20 protein-coding genes are annotated in these 15,664 nt (G+C 62.4%); 9 read left to right on the top strand and 11 right to left on the bottom strand.

Translation table 11 applies throughout. The annotated features are described in order from the left end of the window. The first annotated feature begins 48 nt into the window (after positions 1-48). Complete coding sequence (locus LB515_RS16870) at positions 49-957, top strand: LysR family transcriptional regulator (protein ID WP_224708395.1); 909 nt, start codon at positions 49-51, stop codon at positions 955-957. 91 nt (positions 958-1,048) lie between these two features. Here the strand turns inward: LB515_RS16870 and rpsI are convergent, their stop codons facing one another. From rpsI to LB515_RS16890, 4 genes are all read right to left on the bottom strand, one after another. Next, the gene (gene rpsI, locus LB515_RS16875) at positions 1,049-1,519 is read right to left on the bottom strand and encodes a 30S ribosomal protein S9 (RefSeq protein ID WP_040983171.1); all 471 of its coding nucleotides are present in this window, start codon (positions 1,517-1,519) and stop codon (positions 1,049-1,051) included. After that, on the bottom strand, positions 1,519-1,983 hold the full coding sequence (gene rplM, locus LB515_RS16880) for a 50S ribosomal protein L13 (RefSeq protein WP_040983169.1): 465 nt from the start codon (positions 1,981-1,983) through the stop codon (positions 1,519-1,521). The genes rpsI and rplM overlap by 1 nt, the downstream gene beginning before the upstream one ends. 270 nt (positions 1,984-2,253) lie before the next feature. Further along, positions 2,254-2,904, bottom strand: coding sequence for a LysE family translocator (locus LB515_RS16885; protein WP_224708396.1), 651 nt, complete (start codon positions 2,902-2,904; stop codon positions 2,254-2,256). Between the two features lie 41 nt (positions 2,905-2,945). After that, the gene (locus LB515_RS16890; RefSeq protein WP_095767634.1) at positions 2,946-3,410 is read right to left on the bottom strand and encodes a PaaI family thioesterase; all 465 of its coding nucleotides are present in this window, start codon (positions 3,408-3,410) and stop codon (positions 2,946-2,948) included. A gap of 150 nt (positions 3,411-3,560) precedes the next feature. Between LB515_RS16890 and LB515_RS16895 the strand changes: the two genes are divergently transcribed. The 4 genes from LB515_RS16895 to LB515_RS16910 all read left to right on the top strand — a co-directional run bounded on the left by LB515_RS16895 (position 3,561) and on the right by LB515_RS16910 (position 6,805). Beyond that, the gene (locus LB515_RS16895; protein ID WP_224708397.1) at positions 3,561-4,382 is read left to right on the top strand and encodes an enoyl-CoA hydratase; all 822 of its coding nucleotides are present in this window, start codon (positions 3,561-3,563) and stop codon (positions 4,380-4,382) included. Between the two features lie 117 nt (positions 4,383-4,499). Further along, a complete protein-coding gene (locus tag LB515_RS16900) occupies positions 4,500-5,021 on the top strand; it encodes a CoA-binding protein (protein WP_224639642.1) in 522 nt (173 codons plus the stop codon). 157 nt (positions 5,022-5,178) lie between these two features. After that, positions 5,179-6,459, top strand: coding sequence for an O-acetylhomoserine aminocarboxypropyltransferase (locus LB515_RS16905; protein WP_224530566.1), 1,281 nt, complete (start codon positions 5,179-5,181; stop codon positions 6,457-6,459). Position 6,460: 1 nt separating this feature from the next. Beyond that, positions 6,461-6,805: a cupin domain-containing protein gene (locus tag LB515_RS16910; RefSeq protein WP_224708398.1), complete on the top strand. Its 345-nt coding sequence runs from the start codon at positions 6,461-6,463 to the stop codon at positions 6,803-6,805. Between the two features lie 13 nt (positions 6,806-6,818). On the opposite strand, the gene LB515_RS16915 is transcribed toward LB515_RS16910, so the two are convergent. From LB515_RS16915 to LB515_RS16925, 3 genes are all read right to left on the bottom strand, one after another. Continuing rightward, entirely contained in the window at positions 6,819-7,526 is a 708-nt protein-coding gene (locus tag LB515_RS16915) for a transporter substrate-binding domain-containing protein (protein ID WP_224708399.1), read from the bottom strand. Between the two features lie 51 nt (positions 7,527-7,577). After that, entirely contained in the window at positions 7,578-8,825 is a 1,248-nt protein-coding gene (locus LB515_RS16920; RefSeq protein ID WP_224708400.1) for a cytochrome P450, read from the bottom strand. Between the two features lie 144 nt (positions 8,826-8,969). Beyond that, positions 8,970-9,698, bottom strand: coding sequence for a hypothetical protein (locus tag LB515_RS16925; RefSeq protein ID WP_224708401.1), 729 nt, complete (start codon positions 9,696-9,698; stop codon positions 8,970-8,972). A 110-nt stretch (positions 9,699-9,808) separates the two neighbouring features. On the opposite strand from LB515_RS16925, the gene LB515_RS16930 reads away from it, so the two are divergent. Both LB515_RS16930 and LB515_RS16935 read left to right on the top strand, forming a co-directional pair. Beyond that, positions 9,809-10,153: a DUF6949 family protein gene (locus tag LB515_RS16930; RefSeq protein ID WP_224548198.1), complete on the top strand. Its 345-nt coding sequence runs from the start codon at positions 9,809-9,811 to the stop codon at positions 10,151-10,153. A gap of 19 nt (positions 10,154-10,172) precedes the next feature. Next, a complete protein-coding gene (locus LB515_RS16935) occupies positions 10,173-10,700 on the top strand; it encodes a gamma carbonic anhydrase family protein (RefSeq protein ID WP_224708402.1) in 528 nt (175 codons plus the stop codon). A 28-nt stretch (positions 10,701-10,728) separates the two neighbouring features. Here the strand turns inward: LB515_RS16935 and LB515_RS16940 are convergent, their stop codons facing one another. From LB515_RS16940 to LB515_RS16955, 4 genes are all read right to left on the bottom strand, one after another. Beyond that, the gene (locus tag LB515_RS16940) at positions 10,729-11,349 is read right to left on the bottom strand and encodes an ankyrin repeat domain-containing protein (RefSeq protein WP_411969149.1); all 621 of its coding nucleotides are present in this window, start codon (positions 11,347-11,349) and stop codon (positions 10,729-10,731) included. Between the two features lie 190 nt (positions 11,350-11,539). Then, the gene (locus LB515_RS16945; protein WP_224708403.1) at positions 11,540-12,145 is read right to left on the bottom strand and encodes a transglutaminase-like cysteine peptidase; all 606 of its coding nucleotides are present in this window, start codon (positions 12,143-12,145) and stop codon (positions 11,540-11,542) included. A 257-nt stretch (positions 12,146-12,402) separates the two neighbouring features. Continuing rightward, complete coding sequence (locus LB515_RS16950; protein WP_095767620.1) at positions 12,403-13,020, bottom strand: PilZ domain-containing protein; 618 nt, start codon at positions 13,018-13,020, stop codon at positions 12,403-12,405. 172 nt (positions 13,021-13,192) lie between these two features. Then, positions 13,193-13,831, bottom strand: a complete 639-nt coding sequence (locus LB515_RS16955) for a PAS domain-containing protein (RefSeq protein WP_224532340.1) — start codon at positions 13,829-13,831, stop codon at positions 13,193-13,195. A gap of 429 nt (positions 13,832-14,260) precedes the next feature. Between LB515_RS16955 and LB515_RS16960 the strand changes: the two genes are divergently transcribed. Next, positions 14,261-14,998 carry a rhomboid family intramembrane serine protease gene (locus tag LB515_RS16960; protein ID WP_224708404.1) on the top strand — a complete coding sequence of 246 codons (738 nt, stop codon included), beginning with the start codon at positions 14,261-14,263 and terminating at the stop codon, positions 14,996-14,998. A 204-nt stretch (positions 14,999-15,202) separates the two neighbouring features. Then, entirely contained in the window at positions 15,203-15,634 is a 432-nt protein-coding gene (locus LB515_RS16965) for a CBS domain-containing protein (protein WP_095767888.1), read from the top strand. Positions 15,635-15,664 lie beyond the last annotated feature (30 nt).

Here is a 15,664-nt window from a genome sequence, read left to right on the forward strand (position 1 = left end):
TCCTGAAAACCGGGTATAACCAGTACGACCTGTGCGGAAATAAGAACAATGGCGGCTGATCTCAACGATCTCCAGGCATTCATGGCCGTCGCTCGCGCCGGCGGCTTTCGCGAAGCGGCCCGCGTGACTGCAGGCAGCGCCTCAGTGCTCAGCGAAGCCGTCCGCCGTCTGGAAACCCAACTTGGTGTGCGGCTCTTCAATCGCACCACGCGCAGTGTTGCACTGACCGAGGCAGGCGCCAGCCTGCTGGCGCGTCTTGGCCCCGCGCTGGGTGAGGTGCAGGCCGCGCTCGACGTCGTGAACGGTTTTCGTGACCGACCTGCCGGCACCTTGCGCCTCAACGTGCCGATAAGTGCGTCGCGGCTGGTGCTGCCAAAAATCGTTCCGGGATTTCTCGCTGCATATCCGGCCATCCGGCTGGAGGTGATCGCGGAGGAGAACTTTGTCGACCTGCTGGTGGCCGGCTGCGATGCGGGCATCCGCTATGACGAACGGCTGGAGCAGGACATGATCGCCGTGCCGATCGGGCCGCGCACGCAGCGTTTCACCACCTCGGCCGCGCCAGCCTATCTCGATCGGCACGGCCGGCCGCAACACCCGCGTGACCTGCTTGGGCACGCGTGCGTGCGCGGCCGCTTCCCGAGCGGGGTCATGACGCCCTGGGAGTTCGAACGGAATGGTGAAGTGGTGCGGGTCGATACCACGGGACCATTGCTTGTCAGCATTGGCGGCGGCGTCGATCTCGCTATCGATGCGGCGATCGCCGGGGTCGGCATTCTCTGGCTCTTCGAGGACTGGGTACGCCCGCATTTCGAGAGCGGCGCGCTGGAACCTGTGCTGGAACCGTGGTGGCAGGAATTCTCCGGGCCGTTTCTCTACTATCCCGGGCGGCGGCTAGTGCCGGCCCCGCTGCGCGCCTTCATCGACTACATCAGGACGCCGGCCGGGCACTGGTAAGAAAAACAAAAAGGCCGCCCGGAGGCGGCCTTTTCGAAATGCTTGGACTTCGCGGCGCTTAGCGCTTCGAGAACTTGCCCCCAAGCGCTCCTTAGCGCTTGGAAAACTGGAAAGAGCGGCGGGCCTTCGCCTTGCCGTACTTCTTGCGCTCGACCACGCGGCTGTCGCGGGTCAGGAAGCCGCCCTTCTTCAGCACCGAGCGCAGGCCCGGCTCGTAGTAGGTCAGCGCCTTGGAGATGCCGTGGCGCACCGCACCCGCCTGGCCGGAGAGGCCGCCGCCGATGACGGTGGCGACGATGTCGTACTGGCCGGCGCGGTTGGCCGCGACGATCGGCTGGTTGAGGATCATCTGCAGCACCGGACGCGCGAAATAGCTCGCGAATTCCTTGTCGTTGACGGTGATCTTGCCGGAGCCCGGCTTCACCCAGACGCGCGCGATGGCGTTCTTGCGCTTGCCGGTGGCATAGGCACGGCCCGACTTGTCGAGCTTCTGGACATGCACGGGCGCGGCCGGCTGCGCGGCGACTGTGCCGAGTTCTGCGAGCGAGGAAAGCTCAGCCATTACGAGGCCCTCTTGTTCTTGGAGTTCAGCTTGGCCACGTCGAGCGTGACGGGCTGCTGGGCGGTGTGCGGATGCTCGGCGCCGGCATAGACGCGGAGATTCTTCATCTGGCGGCGGCCAAGCGGGCCGCGCGGGATCATGCGCTCGACGGCCTTCTCGACGACACGCTCGGGGAAACGGCCCTCGAGCAGCTGGCGCGCGGTGCGCTCCTTGATGCCGCCGGGGTGGCCGGTGTGCCAGTAATAGACCTTGTCGGTATATTTCTTGCCGGTGAACACCACCTTGTCGGCATTGATGACGATGACATTGTCGCCGTCATCGACATGCGGGGTGAAGGTGGGCTTGTGCTTGCCGCGCAGATGGTTGGCGATGACAGTGGCCAGACGACCGACGACGAGACCTTCGGCGTCGATCAGCACCCACTTCTTCACCACATCCGCAGGCTTCTGCGAAAAGGTAGCCATGTTTTGCTCTCAGGTTGACCTTTCCCGTCCGGGAGGGACAGAGAAGGCGTTTCTTGTTGCTTGGATTGACGGGATGACCGGAGCCGCTCCGCCAATAACAAAACGGCGGCCTTTGCGGGCCGCTGCTTCGGGTCGGCTTATAGGCGAGGGTGTTTGGCGCGTCAAGCGTCGGTTACGGATTATGGTCGCGAAAAGCCATTTAAATTCAATAGCTAAGGTAGAAGGTATTATTTTACCTCACACCTATTTGTCAAAATAGCTCTCTTTCGTTCACCGCCGCCCGGTCACGGCAGCAAGGAGAAGCTTGACGCCGATCGCGATCATCAAGGCTCCTGCCAGCCTTTCTTGCCAAACGACGAACGTGCCTCGGCGCCCCAGCCAGCCGCCAACCGCGCCGGAGGTCAACGCGACGGCGCTGAGGACAACCAGTCCCATCATCTTCATGGTCGTACCGAGAATGATGAACTGCAGTGCAGGCGAACCGACCCAGGGATGAACGAATTGCGGCAGCACCGCCAGCATGAAAGCGAGCGTCGTCGGATTGGTGAGATTGCAGATCACGCCTTGCCGGAAAGCGGCTGGGATACTGCTCGTCTCGGCAAAGGTAGACGCACCACCACCTTTGCCCGACCGACGGGCCAACAGGAATTTGATCCCGATGGCGATCAGATAGATGGCGCCGACGATCCGAAGGAAGCTGTAAAGAGATGGGGAGGATGTGATCAGCGAGGCAAGCCCCATTGCCAGTAATGGAATCTGGACGACGCCGGCCGATACGCAGCCCGCTGCAGTCGCCAGGGCATGGCGCCAGCCTTGCCCGACGCCGCGGCTGATCACCAGCATCATGTCCGGACCGACACCAGAAAGCTGATAGGCGAGCACGGCGCCGACGAAGGCAAGGTAGGTCGTAACATCGGGCATGCCGCAGAACGAACCTATCGACTGGGAGTTCCGGCAAGACGTCAGGCCGGCTTGTCGCTTATTCGCTTCCTCGGGATCGAATAGGTGCCGGTGGCGTGCGCGACAGTGTGTCCGTCCGGGCCCGCGACAATATCGATATCGAACACCATCAGGCTCTTGCCAAGCTTCAGGATACGGCAATGGCCGTCGATCGGACCGGCTTCGGCCTTGCGCATGAAATTGATGTCGAGGTTGACCGTCACCGAAAGCGCGTCCGGGCCGGCGTGGCTGAGCACGCAGACATAGCCGCCGATGTCGGCCAGCGTGAACAGCGCCGGACCGGATACCGTGCCGCCGGGGCGCAGATGCCGCTCGTCGGCATTCAGCCGCACTGTGCAGCCGCCCGGAAAAACGTCGATCGCCTCATAGGAGGTGAAATTGTCGTTGAGCTGCGGATAGACGCTTGCCATCAGTGCATTGACTTCCGCCGCGTTGAGCATTGGCTTCAGATCGCTTTGGGCGGGCATGGCGACGTCCTATATGAATGAGCAGCTCCGGGCGGTGCGCCTGGACCAAACGGTGCGACGGAGAAAACACGTCTCGCGGCTGTTCTTCAACCGGCAGCATGGTAGTTCTGTTGCTCCATAAGCCGCGAGCGCTGATCGAGAGGTTTAAAAATGGCCGAAGTCGTCGCCATCAAGCCCGCCGTCGCCGACGGTCCTGTTCTTGTCAGCCAGGACAAGGGCATCCTGCGCCTCACGCTCGCCAGCCCGCCGGCCAATGCGCTCTCGCTGGCGACGATGGCGGCGCTGCAGGCCGAATTCGATCGCGTTAAGACCGACAGATCCGTGCGCGTCATCATCCTGGCGGCGTCGGGAAAAGTGTTCTGTGCCGGCCATGACCTCAAGGAAATGACGGCGCACCGCGCCGAACCGGATCGGGGCAAGGCCTTCTTCGAAACGACCTTCGCGGCCTGCGCGAAATTGATGCAGACCATCGTGCGCCACCCGAAGCCGGTGATCGCTGAGGTCGACGGCCTCGCGACAGCCGCCGGCCTGCAACTGGTCGCCAGCTGCGACCTTGCCATCGCCTCGCATGAGGCGAGTTTCTGCACGCCTGGCGTCAATATCGGCCTGTTCTGCTCGACGCCGATGGTGGCGCTGTCGCGCAACGTCTCACGCAAGCAGGCGATGGAAATGCTGCTCACCGGCGAGACGATCGACGCGGCGACCGCCAAGGAGTTCGGGCTGATCAACCGTATCGTGCCGCGCGAATATCTGATTCAGGTTGTCAACAAATACGCGCAAACCATTGCATCCAAATCCTCTTTGGTGATCCAAACCGGCAAGGAGGCTTTCTATGCCCAGGCCGAAATGGGGTTGGCCGACGCTTATGCCCATACCGGCCGCGTGATGGTGGAAAACATGCTGGCGCGCGACGCCGAGGAAGGCATCGGTGCCTTCATCGGCAAGCGCAAGCCCGAATGGACCGACGAATAGTTCTTCCGCATGCCCGGCTTTTCTATCGCTGAACACGCCCGCACGCGCGCTCTACGCCTCTCTCGGCTTCAACCGCGAACTCTATCGCTACCATTACCGCAGGAAGACCATCGCAGCATGAATCACGATAGCTACGACAACAGCTACATCGCCGGCATCCTGAATTCGGTGAAGACGATCGCAATGGTCGGCGCTTCGCCCAACGATGTGCGGCCAAGCTACTTCGTGCTGAAATATCTTTTAGCCAAGGGCTTTTCGGTGCTCCCGATCAATCCCGGTCATGCCGGCAAGCAGATCCTCGGACAGACGGTCTATGCGAGCCTCGAAGATCTGCCGCATCCGGTCGACATGGTCGATATTTTTCGAGGCTCGGCGGCCGTGCCTGGCGTCGTCGACCAGGTGCTGAAGCTCGATCCGCTGCCCAAGGTCGTCTGGATGCAGCTTGGCGTGCGCAACGATGAGGCGGCTGCCCGCGCCGAAGCCGTCGGCATCAAGGTGGTGATGAACCGCTGCCCGAAGATCGAATACGGCAAGCTATCCGGCGAGATCGGCTGGACCGGCGTCAACTCCGGCGTGCTGTCGTCGAAAAAACCTGTGATGCGCCAGGGATTTCAGAGCTTCGGCGTAAGACAGAAATAAGCATGCGGTAGTTCGCGCAAAATTATTCCGGGACGAAATAGATTTTCCCGGGCGTTCGTCGCAGATCGCGCCCCGAACGGTATTTTCTTCTTTGCATTCCCGGCCGCGCTTCGCCAAGAATGCCCGGCGATTTTCGAACGTTAGGAGAGGGATTTCGATGACCCGTACGCCTGGTTTCAGCACTTTAGCCGTTCATGCAGGCGCAAAGCCCGATCCGGCGACCGGCGCCCGCGCCACGCCGATCTACCAGACCACCTCCTTTGTCTTCGACGATGCCGACCATGCCGCCTCGCTGTTCGGGCTGAAGGCCTTCGGCAACATCTACACGCGCATCATGAATCCGACCCAAGCGGTTCTCGAGGAACGCGTCGCGGCGCTCGAAGGCGGCACCGCAGCACTTGCCGTCGCCTCGGGCCACGCCGCGCAGGTCATCGTCTTCCACAATCTGATGCAGCCGGGCGACAACTTCGTCGCCGCCAACAAGCTTTATGGCGGCTCGATCAACCAGTTCGGCCATGCCTTCAAGAACTTCGGCTGGGAAGTTCGCTGGGCAGAGGCAAACGATCCGGCGACGTTCGAGAGCCAGATCGATGACAGGACCAAGGCGATCTTCATCGAGAGCCTTGCCAATCCCGGCGGTGTCTTCGTCGACATCGAGAAGATCGGCGATATTGCCCGCAAGCACGGCCTGCCGCTGATCGTCGACAACACGCTGGCCTCGCCGTATCTGGTCCGGCCGATCGAGCACGGCGCCGACATCGTCGTGCACTCGCTGACCAAGTTCATCGGCGGCCACGGCAATTCGATCGGCGGCGTCATCGTCGATGGCGGCACCTTCGACTGGTCGAAGTCCGGCAAATACCCAATGCTGTCGGAGCCGCGCCCTGAATATGGCGGCCTCGTCCTGCACGAGACTTTCGGCAACTTCGCCTTCGCGATTGCCGCCCGCGTGCTTGGTCTGCGCGACATCGGCCCGGCGATCTCGCCCTTCAACGCCTTCCTGATCCTGACCGGCCTGGAAACGCTGCCGCTGCGCATGCAGCGTCATTGCGACAATGCCGCGAGCGTTGCCGGCTGGCTGTCGAGCCATCCGAAGGTAGCCTGGGTGAACTATCCCGGCCTTCCAGGCGACAAGAACAACGCGCTGCAGAAGAAATATTCGCCGCAGGGCGCAGGCGCGGTTTTCACCTTCGGCCTCAAGGGTGGCTACGAGGCCGGCATCAAATTCGTCGAGGCGCTCGAACTGTTCTCGCACCTCGCCAATGTCGGCGACACCAAATCGCTGGTCATTCATCCGGCCTCGACCACGCACCGCCAGCTTTCCGACGAGCAGAAGGTCAAGGCCGGCGCCGGACCTGACACCGTCCGCCTTTCGGTCGGCATCGAGGACGTCAACGACATCGTTGCCGATCTCGAGCAGGCGCTCGGCAAGGTCTGATATGTCGGCCTTTCTTGCGCTCAACATCGATGCGGTCGAACCGGAGGCCGGCGCGCCGCCGCCGGACCGGGTGATTTCGGGTGATCCCAAATTCCGCACCTGGAATGTCGAGGAGGGCGACGGCGGCCTCTATGCCGGCGTCTGGGAAGGGACGCCGGGCAAATGGCGCATCGCCTATGACGAATGGGAGTTCTGCCACATCCTGTCCGGTGTCTCGGTGATCGCCGAGGATAGCGGCGAGGCGCGCACCGTGCGGGCCGGCGACAGTTTCGTGCTGAGGCCCGGGTTCAAGGGCACATGGGAAGTGCTCGAGAAGACGCGCAAAGAATACGTGATCCGGCTTTGAATGCTTCCAGCAATCAAAGCAGCCGATCGACATCGTCGTCGGAAAAGCCGTATTTGCTCATGATCTCCCGGTGCCATGCACTTCCGAGCAGATCGCCGAGACATTGATCGACGCGCCGGCGCAGCGCGTCGTTGCCCTTGGCGAGGGCGAAAGCGCCTGCCGCAGGCTGCTTTTCAAAGGCCGGGACGTCGATGACGGCAAGCCATGCGCCGGTCCGTCTGTTGACATAGCCGCGATGCGCCATGGCGACGCTGGCATACGCGTCGACATGGCCTGCCGCAACGGCTTCGGCTGCTTCGGCCTGCGTAGCGAATATGCTGATCCGCTGGGGCGGAACGCCGTTTTGCACGGCGGTCTGGTGCTGGATCTGGCCCGATATAACTGCGAGCAAGGCGGAAGGATGTTGGGCGACGGAGCGATAGCCGTTCAGCTCCAGCGGATTGCCCTTGGCGACCATCAACCCGTCCGGCAGTGACCAGATCGGCCGCGTGAAGTCCACGAGCTTGCTGCGCTCCTCGGAGATGAACAGGCCGGTCGTCATGTCCCAGCGGCCGTCCACCAAACCGGGGAGCAGTTCGGCGAATTCCGCCTCGATCGGCGAGAAGTTCTCCAGGTCAACCATCTGGCAAACTTTCTCGGCGAGCACCGCGTCGCAACCGCCGAGCTTGCCCGCGGCATCGGTGAAGCAGAAGGGCGGCTCTTGCAGGAAGGCGAATCTCATTTCTGAATTCCGAATGACAATTTCCGCTGTTCGAGTCGCATCGTTCGCCGGTCAAAAGGTAACGGCAACCCGTCCCAGCCCGTGAAAATGGTAAGTGTCGCGGAAGCGCGGTGTCTCCGCCAGGCGCAACTCCGGAAGCCGATCGAACAGCGTCTTCAGCGATACTTGCAACTCCAGCCTGGCCAGCGGCGCGCCGATGCAGAAATGGATGCCGGCGCCGAAGGAAACATTCTTCTGGTCCGTGCGGGCCGGATTGAAGGTGTCGGGCTCGGCAAAGGCAAGCGGATCGTGGTTCGCCATGCCGAGCAGCAGCGCCACCATCTCCCCGGGCTTGACCAGGATGCCCGGCGAAACCTCCATCTCCTCATAGGCATAGCGCAGAAACATATGCAGCGGCGGGTCGTAGCGCAGGCATTCCTCGACCGTCGCGACATTCGCCTCCGGTGTCGCAAAGAAGCGGCGCGGATCGCCGCCTTGCGCCAGGATCGAGCGCACCGCATTGCCGGTCTGGTGCACGGTCGCCTCATGGCCGGCATTGAGAAGCAGGATCGCTGAGGAAACCAGCTCGTCCTCCGAAAGCTTCTGACCGTTGTCCTGGGCTTCGATGAGCAGCGACAGCAGGTCGTCGCCGGGTTTCTTGCGCCGCTCCGCAATATAGCCCCGCAGGAAGTCGGAAAAATCGCGCGCGGCGCGGTTCGCCGTCTCCTCGGTCTCGCGCGTGCGGCCATGCATGTACATGGCGACCATCCGATGCGACCAGTCGAGCAGTTGCGGCCCCATCTCCACCGGTACGCCGAGCATTTCCGCAATGATGGTGATCGGCAAAGGCGAGGCGTAGGCGGGCAGAAGGTCGATGCCGCTTGGCTCGAAGCGGTCGACCAGCTCGTTGGCCAGCACCTCGATGCGTGGCCGCAGCCGCTCGACCTGACGTGAGACGAAGGCGCGATTGACCAGCGTTCTGAGCCGCGTATGCACCGGCGGCTCGAGCTCCAGCATGGAATTGGCCTCGACCGCGTCGAAGGCGACGAGGTGCGAGCGGTCGTCGCCGACGCCGCGGCTGTCGGGAATCCCCGCCGGATTCTGGCGGCCGAAACGGCGGTCGCGCAGCAGACGGTTGACGTCATCGAAGCCGCCAAAGCACCAGAACCCGTAGTCTTCCCAGAAAAACGCGTTGGCAGTGCCGTGCAGGAAGGCGTAGGCCTCATAAGGGTTCTGCACGAAGGCTGGTTCGTGCGGATCGAGATTCAGGCGGCGGCTGGCGAGATCAAACTTGAGATAGGAAGGCATTAAATCGGTCATGCCCGACCATTAGCGCGCCTTGTCAGCCCGATGCCAGAACCGTTTTTGGCGCCCGTGAAATCGAACCGTTGAGCCAGATTGCCGGTTTGAAGCGCTGGCCATGCACCGAAATGATGTCGTTGGATATTCGGCTAGCCGCCAGCGTCAGTGGCCCGTCTTCAAGATGCTCGCCACTTTGGCTGCAATCGCCGCGTCGAGCGCCGGCCAGTTCGCGAGCAGCTCGCGCGGAAAGCGATAGGTGAGGCTGAGATCGTCGCCGACCTGGGTGTCGCGCTCGCAGGGCGCCAGCGATTCCTCGGCACTCGGGCCGCTCAGGCAGCGGGCGACGAACGGATCCTTGCCGGGGCGTTCGGCAACAGCCAGCACTTCATTCAGATAGCCTGATTTTTCCGTGAAGGCGTAAACCGTCGTGCCGCCCGGGCCGGGCGTCCCCGGCTTTTCGATCAGAGCGCTGTAGATGGGCGCGAAACGGCCGCTCATGTCGCGCGACATCATTCGCGGCTCGAACGACAAGAAGATGATCTTCCTGGTCGTCGCATGGTTGAAGTCGTCGCGCGCGGCCGTGCTGTAGCCGTCCATTTCGGGATAGCGCAGATAGAGGTCGAGCCGCGAGGCGATGCCGTCGCGCCTGGCCTGGTCGAAGCGGATGAAGTTTGCCGGCACGCTGATGAGATTGTTGCCCATGACGATCTGGCGCACCGTCGTGTCATCCGTATAGCCGGCCATGGCGATCGACCGTCCAAGCCATTTGCCGCCGACGCTGATGGCAATCGAAAGCAGCGCGAGCGCCGCGAAGATATAAAAGACCCGCTTCATCAAGGTCGAGTTGACGACCTCGAAGTCAGCGCTCTCGGCAACATTTGCCTCTCTCATTTGCTCTTCCCCGATCCGCCCGCCTGTCCTTCGGCGGCACAGCTTGCGCGGCATGGCTCTTGCAGCGCGGTGGCACGACTGTGCGTTTTCATGGTAAACGGTTGGTAAACATGGATCCCGTTGTGCTTGTTCTTTACGCTTTCGCGGTTGGTCTCACGGCTTGCGGACTGGCCGGATCGGCCATGGAATTGCTGGCCGGCCGGCGCCTAGCCTTTGCCGAGCCTTATGTTTCGCCGGTCCATATCCTGCGTTCGCTTGCGGCAACGGCCTGTGCCGGGCCGTTCATGCTCACCAACGAGGCCTTGGCCGCCCGGCGCGAGGGCCGCATCGGCACGATGGCGCTGTTGTCCTGCGGCTGCACGGCCATTGCCTGGGCGCTGGCGCTAGGCGTCGTCCTCATCGCCATTGCATCCTGGGCGACAGCCAACTTAGGGTCTTTCGAATTCGCTGGTTGAGACGATTCGGAGACGAACAATGCCGGTCTATGCGATCGATGGGAAAGCGCCCGAGTTCGAGGACGCCGATACGAACTGGATCGCGCCCGACGCCACGCTGATCGGCAATATCCGGATCGGCCGCAATGCCGGCTTCTGGTTCGGCGTCGTCGTCCGCGGCGATGGTGAACCGATCATCATCGGTGCCGACACCAATGTGCAGGAACACACGATCATGCACACCGATCCCGGCTTTCCGCTGACCATCGGCAAAGGCTGCACGATCGGCCACCGGGCTCTGCTGCATGGCTGCACGATCGGCGACAACAGCCTGATCGGCATGGGCGCCATCGTGCTGAACGGCGCCAGGATCGGCAACAACTCGCTGGTCGGCGCCGGCGCCCTGGTGACCGAAAACAAGGTTTTTCCGGACAATTCGCTGATCGTCGGCTCGCCCGCCAAGGTGATAAGGACGCTGGACGAAGCGGCGATCGAGCGGCTGCGCGTCTCGGCGGCCCACTACGTGGCCAATGCCAAACGCTTCAAGACCAAGCTCAAGACAGTGTGACGGCGGCAGGCGGCAACTCCGCCTGTCTTCATCCGCGGCGGCTGTTCATCGCTTCACGCAACAGAAGGGCGCCCGCTTCGAAGCCGGCCTGCTCGGCGCCTTCCAGGGCCGTCTGATAGTCGTCGATGCGGGTCCTCAGCGAAGCGTCCGCGCCTGACAGGAGCAGCAGACGGATCGCCTCGGCGTCGCGCCGGGACACTGCATAGTGCAGGGGAGTCCAGTCGTTCACGCCGCGCATATCCGGGTCGGCGCCATGCGCGAGCAGGATATGGATGACGTCCAACCGGTCCGGCCGTTCCGTCGACAGCGCGGCAATGATCGATGGAAACCCGGCCGGGTCTTCATAATTCGGGTTTGTGCCGGCATCGAGAAGCGCGGTGATGAACGCGGCCGGGCTCCAGTAGATCGCGTATTCCAGCGGGTGGCCAAGTCCGAGCTCGAACGGCATCCGCTCGTCGAACCAGCGCGGCGAGCCGCCGAGCGCAACACCCAGGGCCGCGAAGTCTCCGGCCTTGAACGCGTCGTCTATGGCCTTGAACAACAGGTGGCGGGTGCCGCGATCCTCGGGGACTCCTAGCATTGGCTTCATCCGCAACGAACGAGCCATACTGCTCCCATCCGCCTCGGCGGGGAAGGGCGTGCCGACCATGGCGCTTCAGCAGCGCAGCGCCGATTGGTTGCAGCCGGCGGGCGGCGACCGAAATGGCGGAGCCGGCCCCGGGGACAGGGGCCGGCTCCTAAAACCCGGTCGTTGGGGACGGGGAGGGTGGGGACTCGACCGGGCTTTCTTCCTGGGCGCGCCGCCGCGTCACGGCGACGTACCCGATCGCTTTGGCGCCTTAGCGGACGCTGGCAACCGCGTCTTCGCGGCCGTCGTTGATCGTCACCCAAACGCCCGAATTCTCCGTCGATTGACGCTTGAGGTAGGTGTACACCGTGTCATTCCAGGCGAGCACTTTCGGCTCGAGATTGTCTAGGATGAATTCGCCGAGGCTGGTGCGCACCGTCAGCACCGCATGGCCATCGCCATTCGGCTGGCGCACCACCGTCATCAGCAGATTGCCGGCCGGCACGCCCACGGCCATCAGCTCACGGCGCTTCTCCAGCGCGTAATCCTCGCAGTCGCCATAACCTTTGTCGGGATAGGCCCAGTATTCCTCGACACCGTAGATCTCCATGTCGGTGCGCGGCTTGACGCGGGTGTTGACCGAATTATTGACGTTGACCATCGTCGCCCACAGCTTGCGCGTCAGCTCGACCGGCGGACCCTTCGGCGTCCGTTGATTGCATTCGACCGGAATGCGCTGGCAGAAGTCGTAGTGACCGACCGGCTGGGTGGTGCGGCCACCCGTATGCATGAAAGCCGGTCCTGCGCTTGCCGTACCCCAGGCGGAAAGCTGCATCGCTATTGCCAAGAGCAACAGCTTGCCCCTCGTCATTTTCATTGTTGTAGTCTCCCCGTTTGAGGAGACTGTGCCACGTTGGGATTTATTTGACGCAAAAACCGGAAGTAGACATTGAGTAAAACGCCAGTAGAATAAACGTAAAATTTGAACTACCGCGATTTCGGATTATTCAGATTTCGCCGGCTCGCGTGAGGTGTTGATCGCGCTGGCGATCCGCGTCCGACCCGCCAAAGCCAGGCAACAAAAAACCGGCCGCTACCGGCCGGCTCGCTTCGCGCTTGCGGTGCGGGTTTGCGTCAGGACCGCGGCGCGTTGAATTCCTGATCCAGAGTTTCCGGCCGCTGGATGACGGCGAATTCTATGGCGACGCCGTCCTCGAAATGGCGCACGATCTGGCCGCGCATCGTGCCTAACGTGACCTGGACGCCGATTGCCGGCTTGACGTCGATCTCGATGGCGGCACCGGAGAGCGACAGGTCGATGATGCGGCACTGATACTGGCGCCCATCGGTGAGCTGCAGGACGCTCATCGGATTGCGCGGCGCCACGCGCTCGTGGCGGCGGTCCTCGGGCAGGTCGAGCTCATGCTTGTTGGCAAGCCAGGTGAGCTGCGCGGCAAGCTTGTCCTTCTTGCGCTCCGAGGCGATGACGGTCATGGCGAACCCGTCCTGCGACGTACGCGTCACGATGCCTTCGACACGACCGATATGGTCGATATAGGCGATAACCTTCTCGCCCGGCATGCCGATCCGGTCCGTGCGCAACGCAACGTTGCCGGGCGACATATCGATCACCTGGCAAGGATGCTCGGTGCGGTCTTCCAGCATGAAACGTCCGTAGATTTTGACGCGGACACGCTGGAAGTTGCGCCGCTCAGCTCGTGACGGCGCATATTCTACCGCCGCTGACCTCATGACTGCCTACACCCGGTTGGCATTCCGCGCGACGATGCGAGGAATTTCGCCCGAAAAGCTACAGCAAAGCAGGTTAACAAACGGGAAAAGTCGGCCGCAAAAGCCTGGGCCTGGAGCACGCGCAGCGCTGAAAAATCTAGCGAGAGCGGCGGGAAACCTCACACGGCGGGGCTCACTCGTGACGCCCGCCGTCGAGGACGACGAGATGGCGGATGCGACGCACGCGGCCGAGCGCCGAAATGGTCTCCGGAGCATCGAATTCGGTCGGAACGAGCGAGGGGACGTCGATCGCCGGACGGTTCTTCAGGAACATCGGCTCCTTCTCGGGGTCTATCACCCGAATCGAATCGATGAGCGCGTCGGCGAGCGGGTCGGCACCAAGCCAGAACGGCTTGTCGGCGGTGCTGATGATGCCGAGGCAGCGCGGGTTCTCGGCGCCGCCGTCCAACGGCAGCGCCAGGAGCTCGAATTTGTTGGAACGGCCGTTACGGCTGAATCCCTCATAGGTCATGAGCAGAACCGATTTCTGATCGAAAACGCCCTGCATGAGCCGCGACACCAGCCGTTGATCCTTCTCGCGCCAGAGCGAAGGGAAGGAGAAGCCTTTGAGCTCCCGGCCATAATAGGCGCAGAGCCGTGTGCCCGCGAGCCGGAACACCGCCTCGCCGCGCGTGTCGCGCTCGAGGATGAAGGTGTCGGCCAGAAGCGACTTGATGTCCGCCGGTTCCACCTCCGATCGCTTCGGGGCAAGGCGGCCATCACGCAGCTGGTTCCAATATTGGAACAGCGCGATCGATCCTTTTTCGTTCATGTCCATCCTGCTCCGCACAACCTGTCTTTTGATGTCCCATCGGCGAACAGACAGGGCGCCCTCCGATGACCTTCATGCGGTGCGGAGCAGGATGCGTGCCACTATCGTTAACGTTTGTTCACGCCTCGGGGTCGTTAAGGTTAACAAACGGTTTACATTGCGTGCCGCCGAGGCCTGTGGCACATCAAAACCACTCCAAAACGGTCGTTTCAGCAGCGATCGGCAGCACTTCAGTCACGAGTTTATGGGGAGCAGGGGGCTCGACCGGCCGTTCAGGGGGACACCTGAACGGCCTTCTTTTTGATTCGGCCTTTGCTCTCTGATTCGCCTTTTTCTGCGCGGGCGCTGTGGCGATTAGCCGTTTGTGATTCCAAAGCGCGTGATCTACATGCTCGTCGAAAACGCCGAGTCCCGGACCTGCAAGGGTGCATGAGCGAGCCCGTAAGCCCCACTGAAAACGAACCGTTGCCAGACGAGGCGCTCGAGCCGCGGCGGCGCGAACCTGTGTTCAATCTGCCGCCGGTGGTGCTTGCCGTGATCGGCATTTGCGCGGTCGTCTATCTGCTGCAGCAATATGTGCTGAACGAAACGCAGCAAATGACGCTGCTCTATGACGGCGCCTTCATTCCGGTGCTGTACACCGGCCAATACGGCTTCGACTGGTTCTTGTTCACGCGCCCGTTCACCTATGCGTTCATGCATGGGGGCGTCGCCCATATCGCCATCAACATGATCTGGCTTGCAGCCTTCGGCTCGCCGCTCGCCAATCGTCTTGGCGCGCTACGTTTCGCAATGTTCTACGCTGTGACCGGACTGGCCTCGGTCGCTCTGTTCTGGGCACTGCATCCCTATGGCGAGATGCCGCTCGTCGGCGCATCGGGCGCGATCTCCGGGATGATGGGCGCGGCCGCGCGCTACGGCTTCCGCGTCGACCGTTCGTCGGGCCGGGGTGCCTTCGCCGGCGAGCCGCTGCCGGTCGCATCGGTGTTGCGTTCGCGCGGCGTCATGACCTTTCTTGGCGTTTGGATGGTGATCAATCTGGCCACGGGCCTGCTCGGCTTCGCGCCGGGCATCGACGGCCAGATCGCCTGGGAAGCCCATATCGGCGGCTTCGTCGCCGGCTTTTTCGGATTGCGTTTCTTCGACCGTCCGCTGGCTGCCGCCTAGGGCATGATCCCGAAAAGTTGGAACCGGTTTCGGAGAAGATCATGCTCCAACAAGAGATAGATCAGGATGGCGATTCAACGAGACGCCTTCCTGATCTAGTCCTTAGGCGCACTTGAAATGCAACCAATCACGGCGCACGATGTTGCCCAAGCACCCAGTGTCTTCCTAAGGGCGCCGGGGGCGTCAAAGGCAGTGGAGGACGCCATGACGGTTAAGGCAATTCTTGAAAGCAAGGGCCATGACGTGTTCACGCTCGGGCCCAATGAAAAACTCAGCGAGGCCATTCGCATGCTGGCCGAGCACAGGATCGGCGCGCTCGTCATCACCAATGGCGACCGAAAGATCGTCGGCATTCTCTCTGAGCGCGATATCGTTAGGGTCGTGGCCAAGGAGGGCGCCGCCGCGCTCGACATCCCCGTGCGCTCGGCGATGACGCCGAAGGTCAAGATCTGCAACGAAAACCACACCGTCAACGAGGTGATGGAGATCATGACGCGAGGCCGCTTCCGCCATCTGCCGGTGGAGAAAAACGGGCTGCTCGACGGCATCGTCTCCATCGGCGACGTGGTCAAGCGCCGCATCGAGGATGTCGAGCGCGAGGCCGAGGAGATCAGGGCCTATATCGCCACGGCCTGAAGCAAACGGAAGGTGCCGCCGGCGTTTCGT

This window comes from Mesorhizobium sp. CA15, from assembly GCF_020165215.1.
GTDB lineage: Bacteria > Pseudomonadota > Alphaproteobacteria > Rhizobiales > Rhizobiaceae > Mesorhizobium.

Coding starts and splice junctions, on each gene's coding strand:
- LB515_RS16955 (WP_224532340.1), bottom strand. CDS start 13,831: ATGAACGAAAAAGGATCGATCGCGCTGTTCCAATATTGGAACCAGCTG.
- LB515_RS16910 (WP_224708398.1), top strand. CDS start 6,461: ATGTCGGCCTTTCTTGCGCTCAACATCGATGCGGTCGAACCGGAGGCC.
- LB515_RS16915 (WP_224708399.1), bottom strand. CDS start 7,526: ATGAGATTCGCCTTCCTGCAAGAGCCGCCCTTCTGCTTCACCGATGCC.
- LB515_RS16965 (WP_095767888.1), top strand. CDS start 15,203: ATGACGGTTAAGGCAATTCTTGAAAGCAAGGGCCATGACGTGTTCACG.
- rpsI (WP_040983171.1), bottom strand. CDS start 1,519: ATGGCTGAGCTTTCCTCGCTCGCAGAACTCGGCACAGTCGCCGCGCAG.
- LB515_RS16960 (WP_224708404.1), top strand. CDS start 14,261: ATGAGCGAGCCCGTAAGCCCCACTGAAAACGAACCGTTGCCAGACGAG.
- LB515_RS16885 (WP_224708396.1), bottom strand. CDS start 2,904: ATGCCCGATGTTACGACCTACCTTGCCTTCGTCGGCGCCGTGCTCGCC.
- LB515_RS16945 (WP_224708403.1), bottom strand. CDS start 12,145: ATGAAAATGACGAGGGGCAAGCTGTTGCTCTTGGCAATAGCGATGCAG.
- LB515_RS16925 (WP_224708401.1), bottom strand. CDS start 9,698: ATGAGAGAGGCAAATGTTGCCGAGAGCGCTGACTTCGAGGTCGTCAAC.
- LB515_RS16940 (WP_411969149.1), bottom strand. CDS start 11,349: ATGGTCGGCACGCCCTTCCCCGCCGAGGCGGATGGGAGCAGTATGGCT.
- LB515_RS16920 (WP_224708400.1), bottom strand. CDS start 8,825: ATGACCGATTTAATGCCTTCCTATCTCAAGTTTGATCTCGCCAGCCGC.
- LB515_RS16870 (WP_224708395.1), top strand. CDS start 49: ATGGCGGCTGATCTCAACGATCTCCAGGCATTCATGGCCGTCGCTCGC.
- rplM (WP_040983169.1), bottom strand. CDS start 1,983: ATGGCTACCTTTTCGCAGAAGCCTGCGGATGTGGTGAAGAAGTGGGTG.
- LB515_RS16905 (WP_224530566.1), top strand. CDS start 5,179: ATGACCCGTACGCCTGGTTTCAGCACTTTAGCCGTTCATGCAGGCGCA.
- LB515_RS16950 (WP_095767620.1), bottom strand. CDS start 13,020: ATGAGGTCAGCGGCGGTAGAATATGCGCCGTCACGAGCTGAGCGGCGC.
- LB515_RS16935 (WP_224708402.1), top strand. CDS start 10,173: ATGCCGGTCTATGCGATCGATGGGAAAGCGCCCGAGTTCGAGGACGCC.
- LB515_RS16900 (WP_224639642.1), top strand. CDS start 4,500: ATGAATCACGATAGCTACGACAACAGCTACATCGCCGGCATCCTGAAT.
- LB515_RS16895 (WP_224708397.1), top strand. CDS start 3,561: ATGGCCGAAGTCGTCGCCATCAAGCCCGCCGTCGCCGACGGTCCTGTT.
- LB515_RS16930 (WP_224548198.1), top strand. CDS start 9,809: ATGGATCCCGTTGTGCTTGTTCTTTACGCTTTCGCGGTTGGTCTCACG.
- LB515_RS16890 (WP_095767634.1), bottom strand. CDS start 3,410: ATGCCCGCCCAAAGCGATCTGAAGCCAATGCTCAACGCGGCGGAAGTC.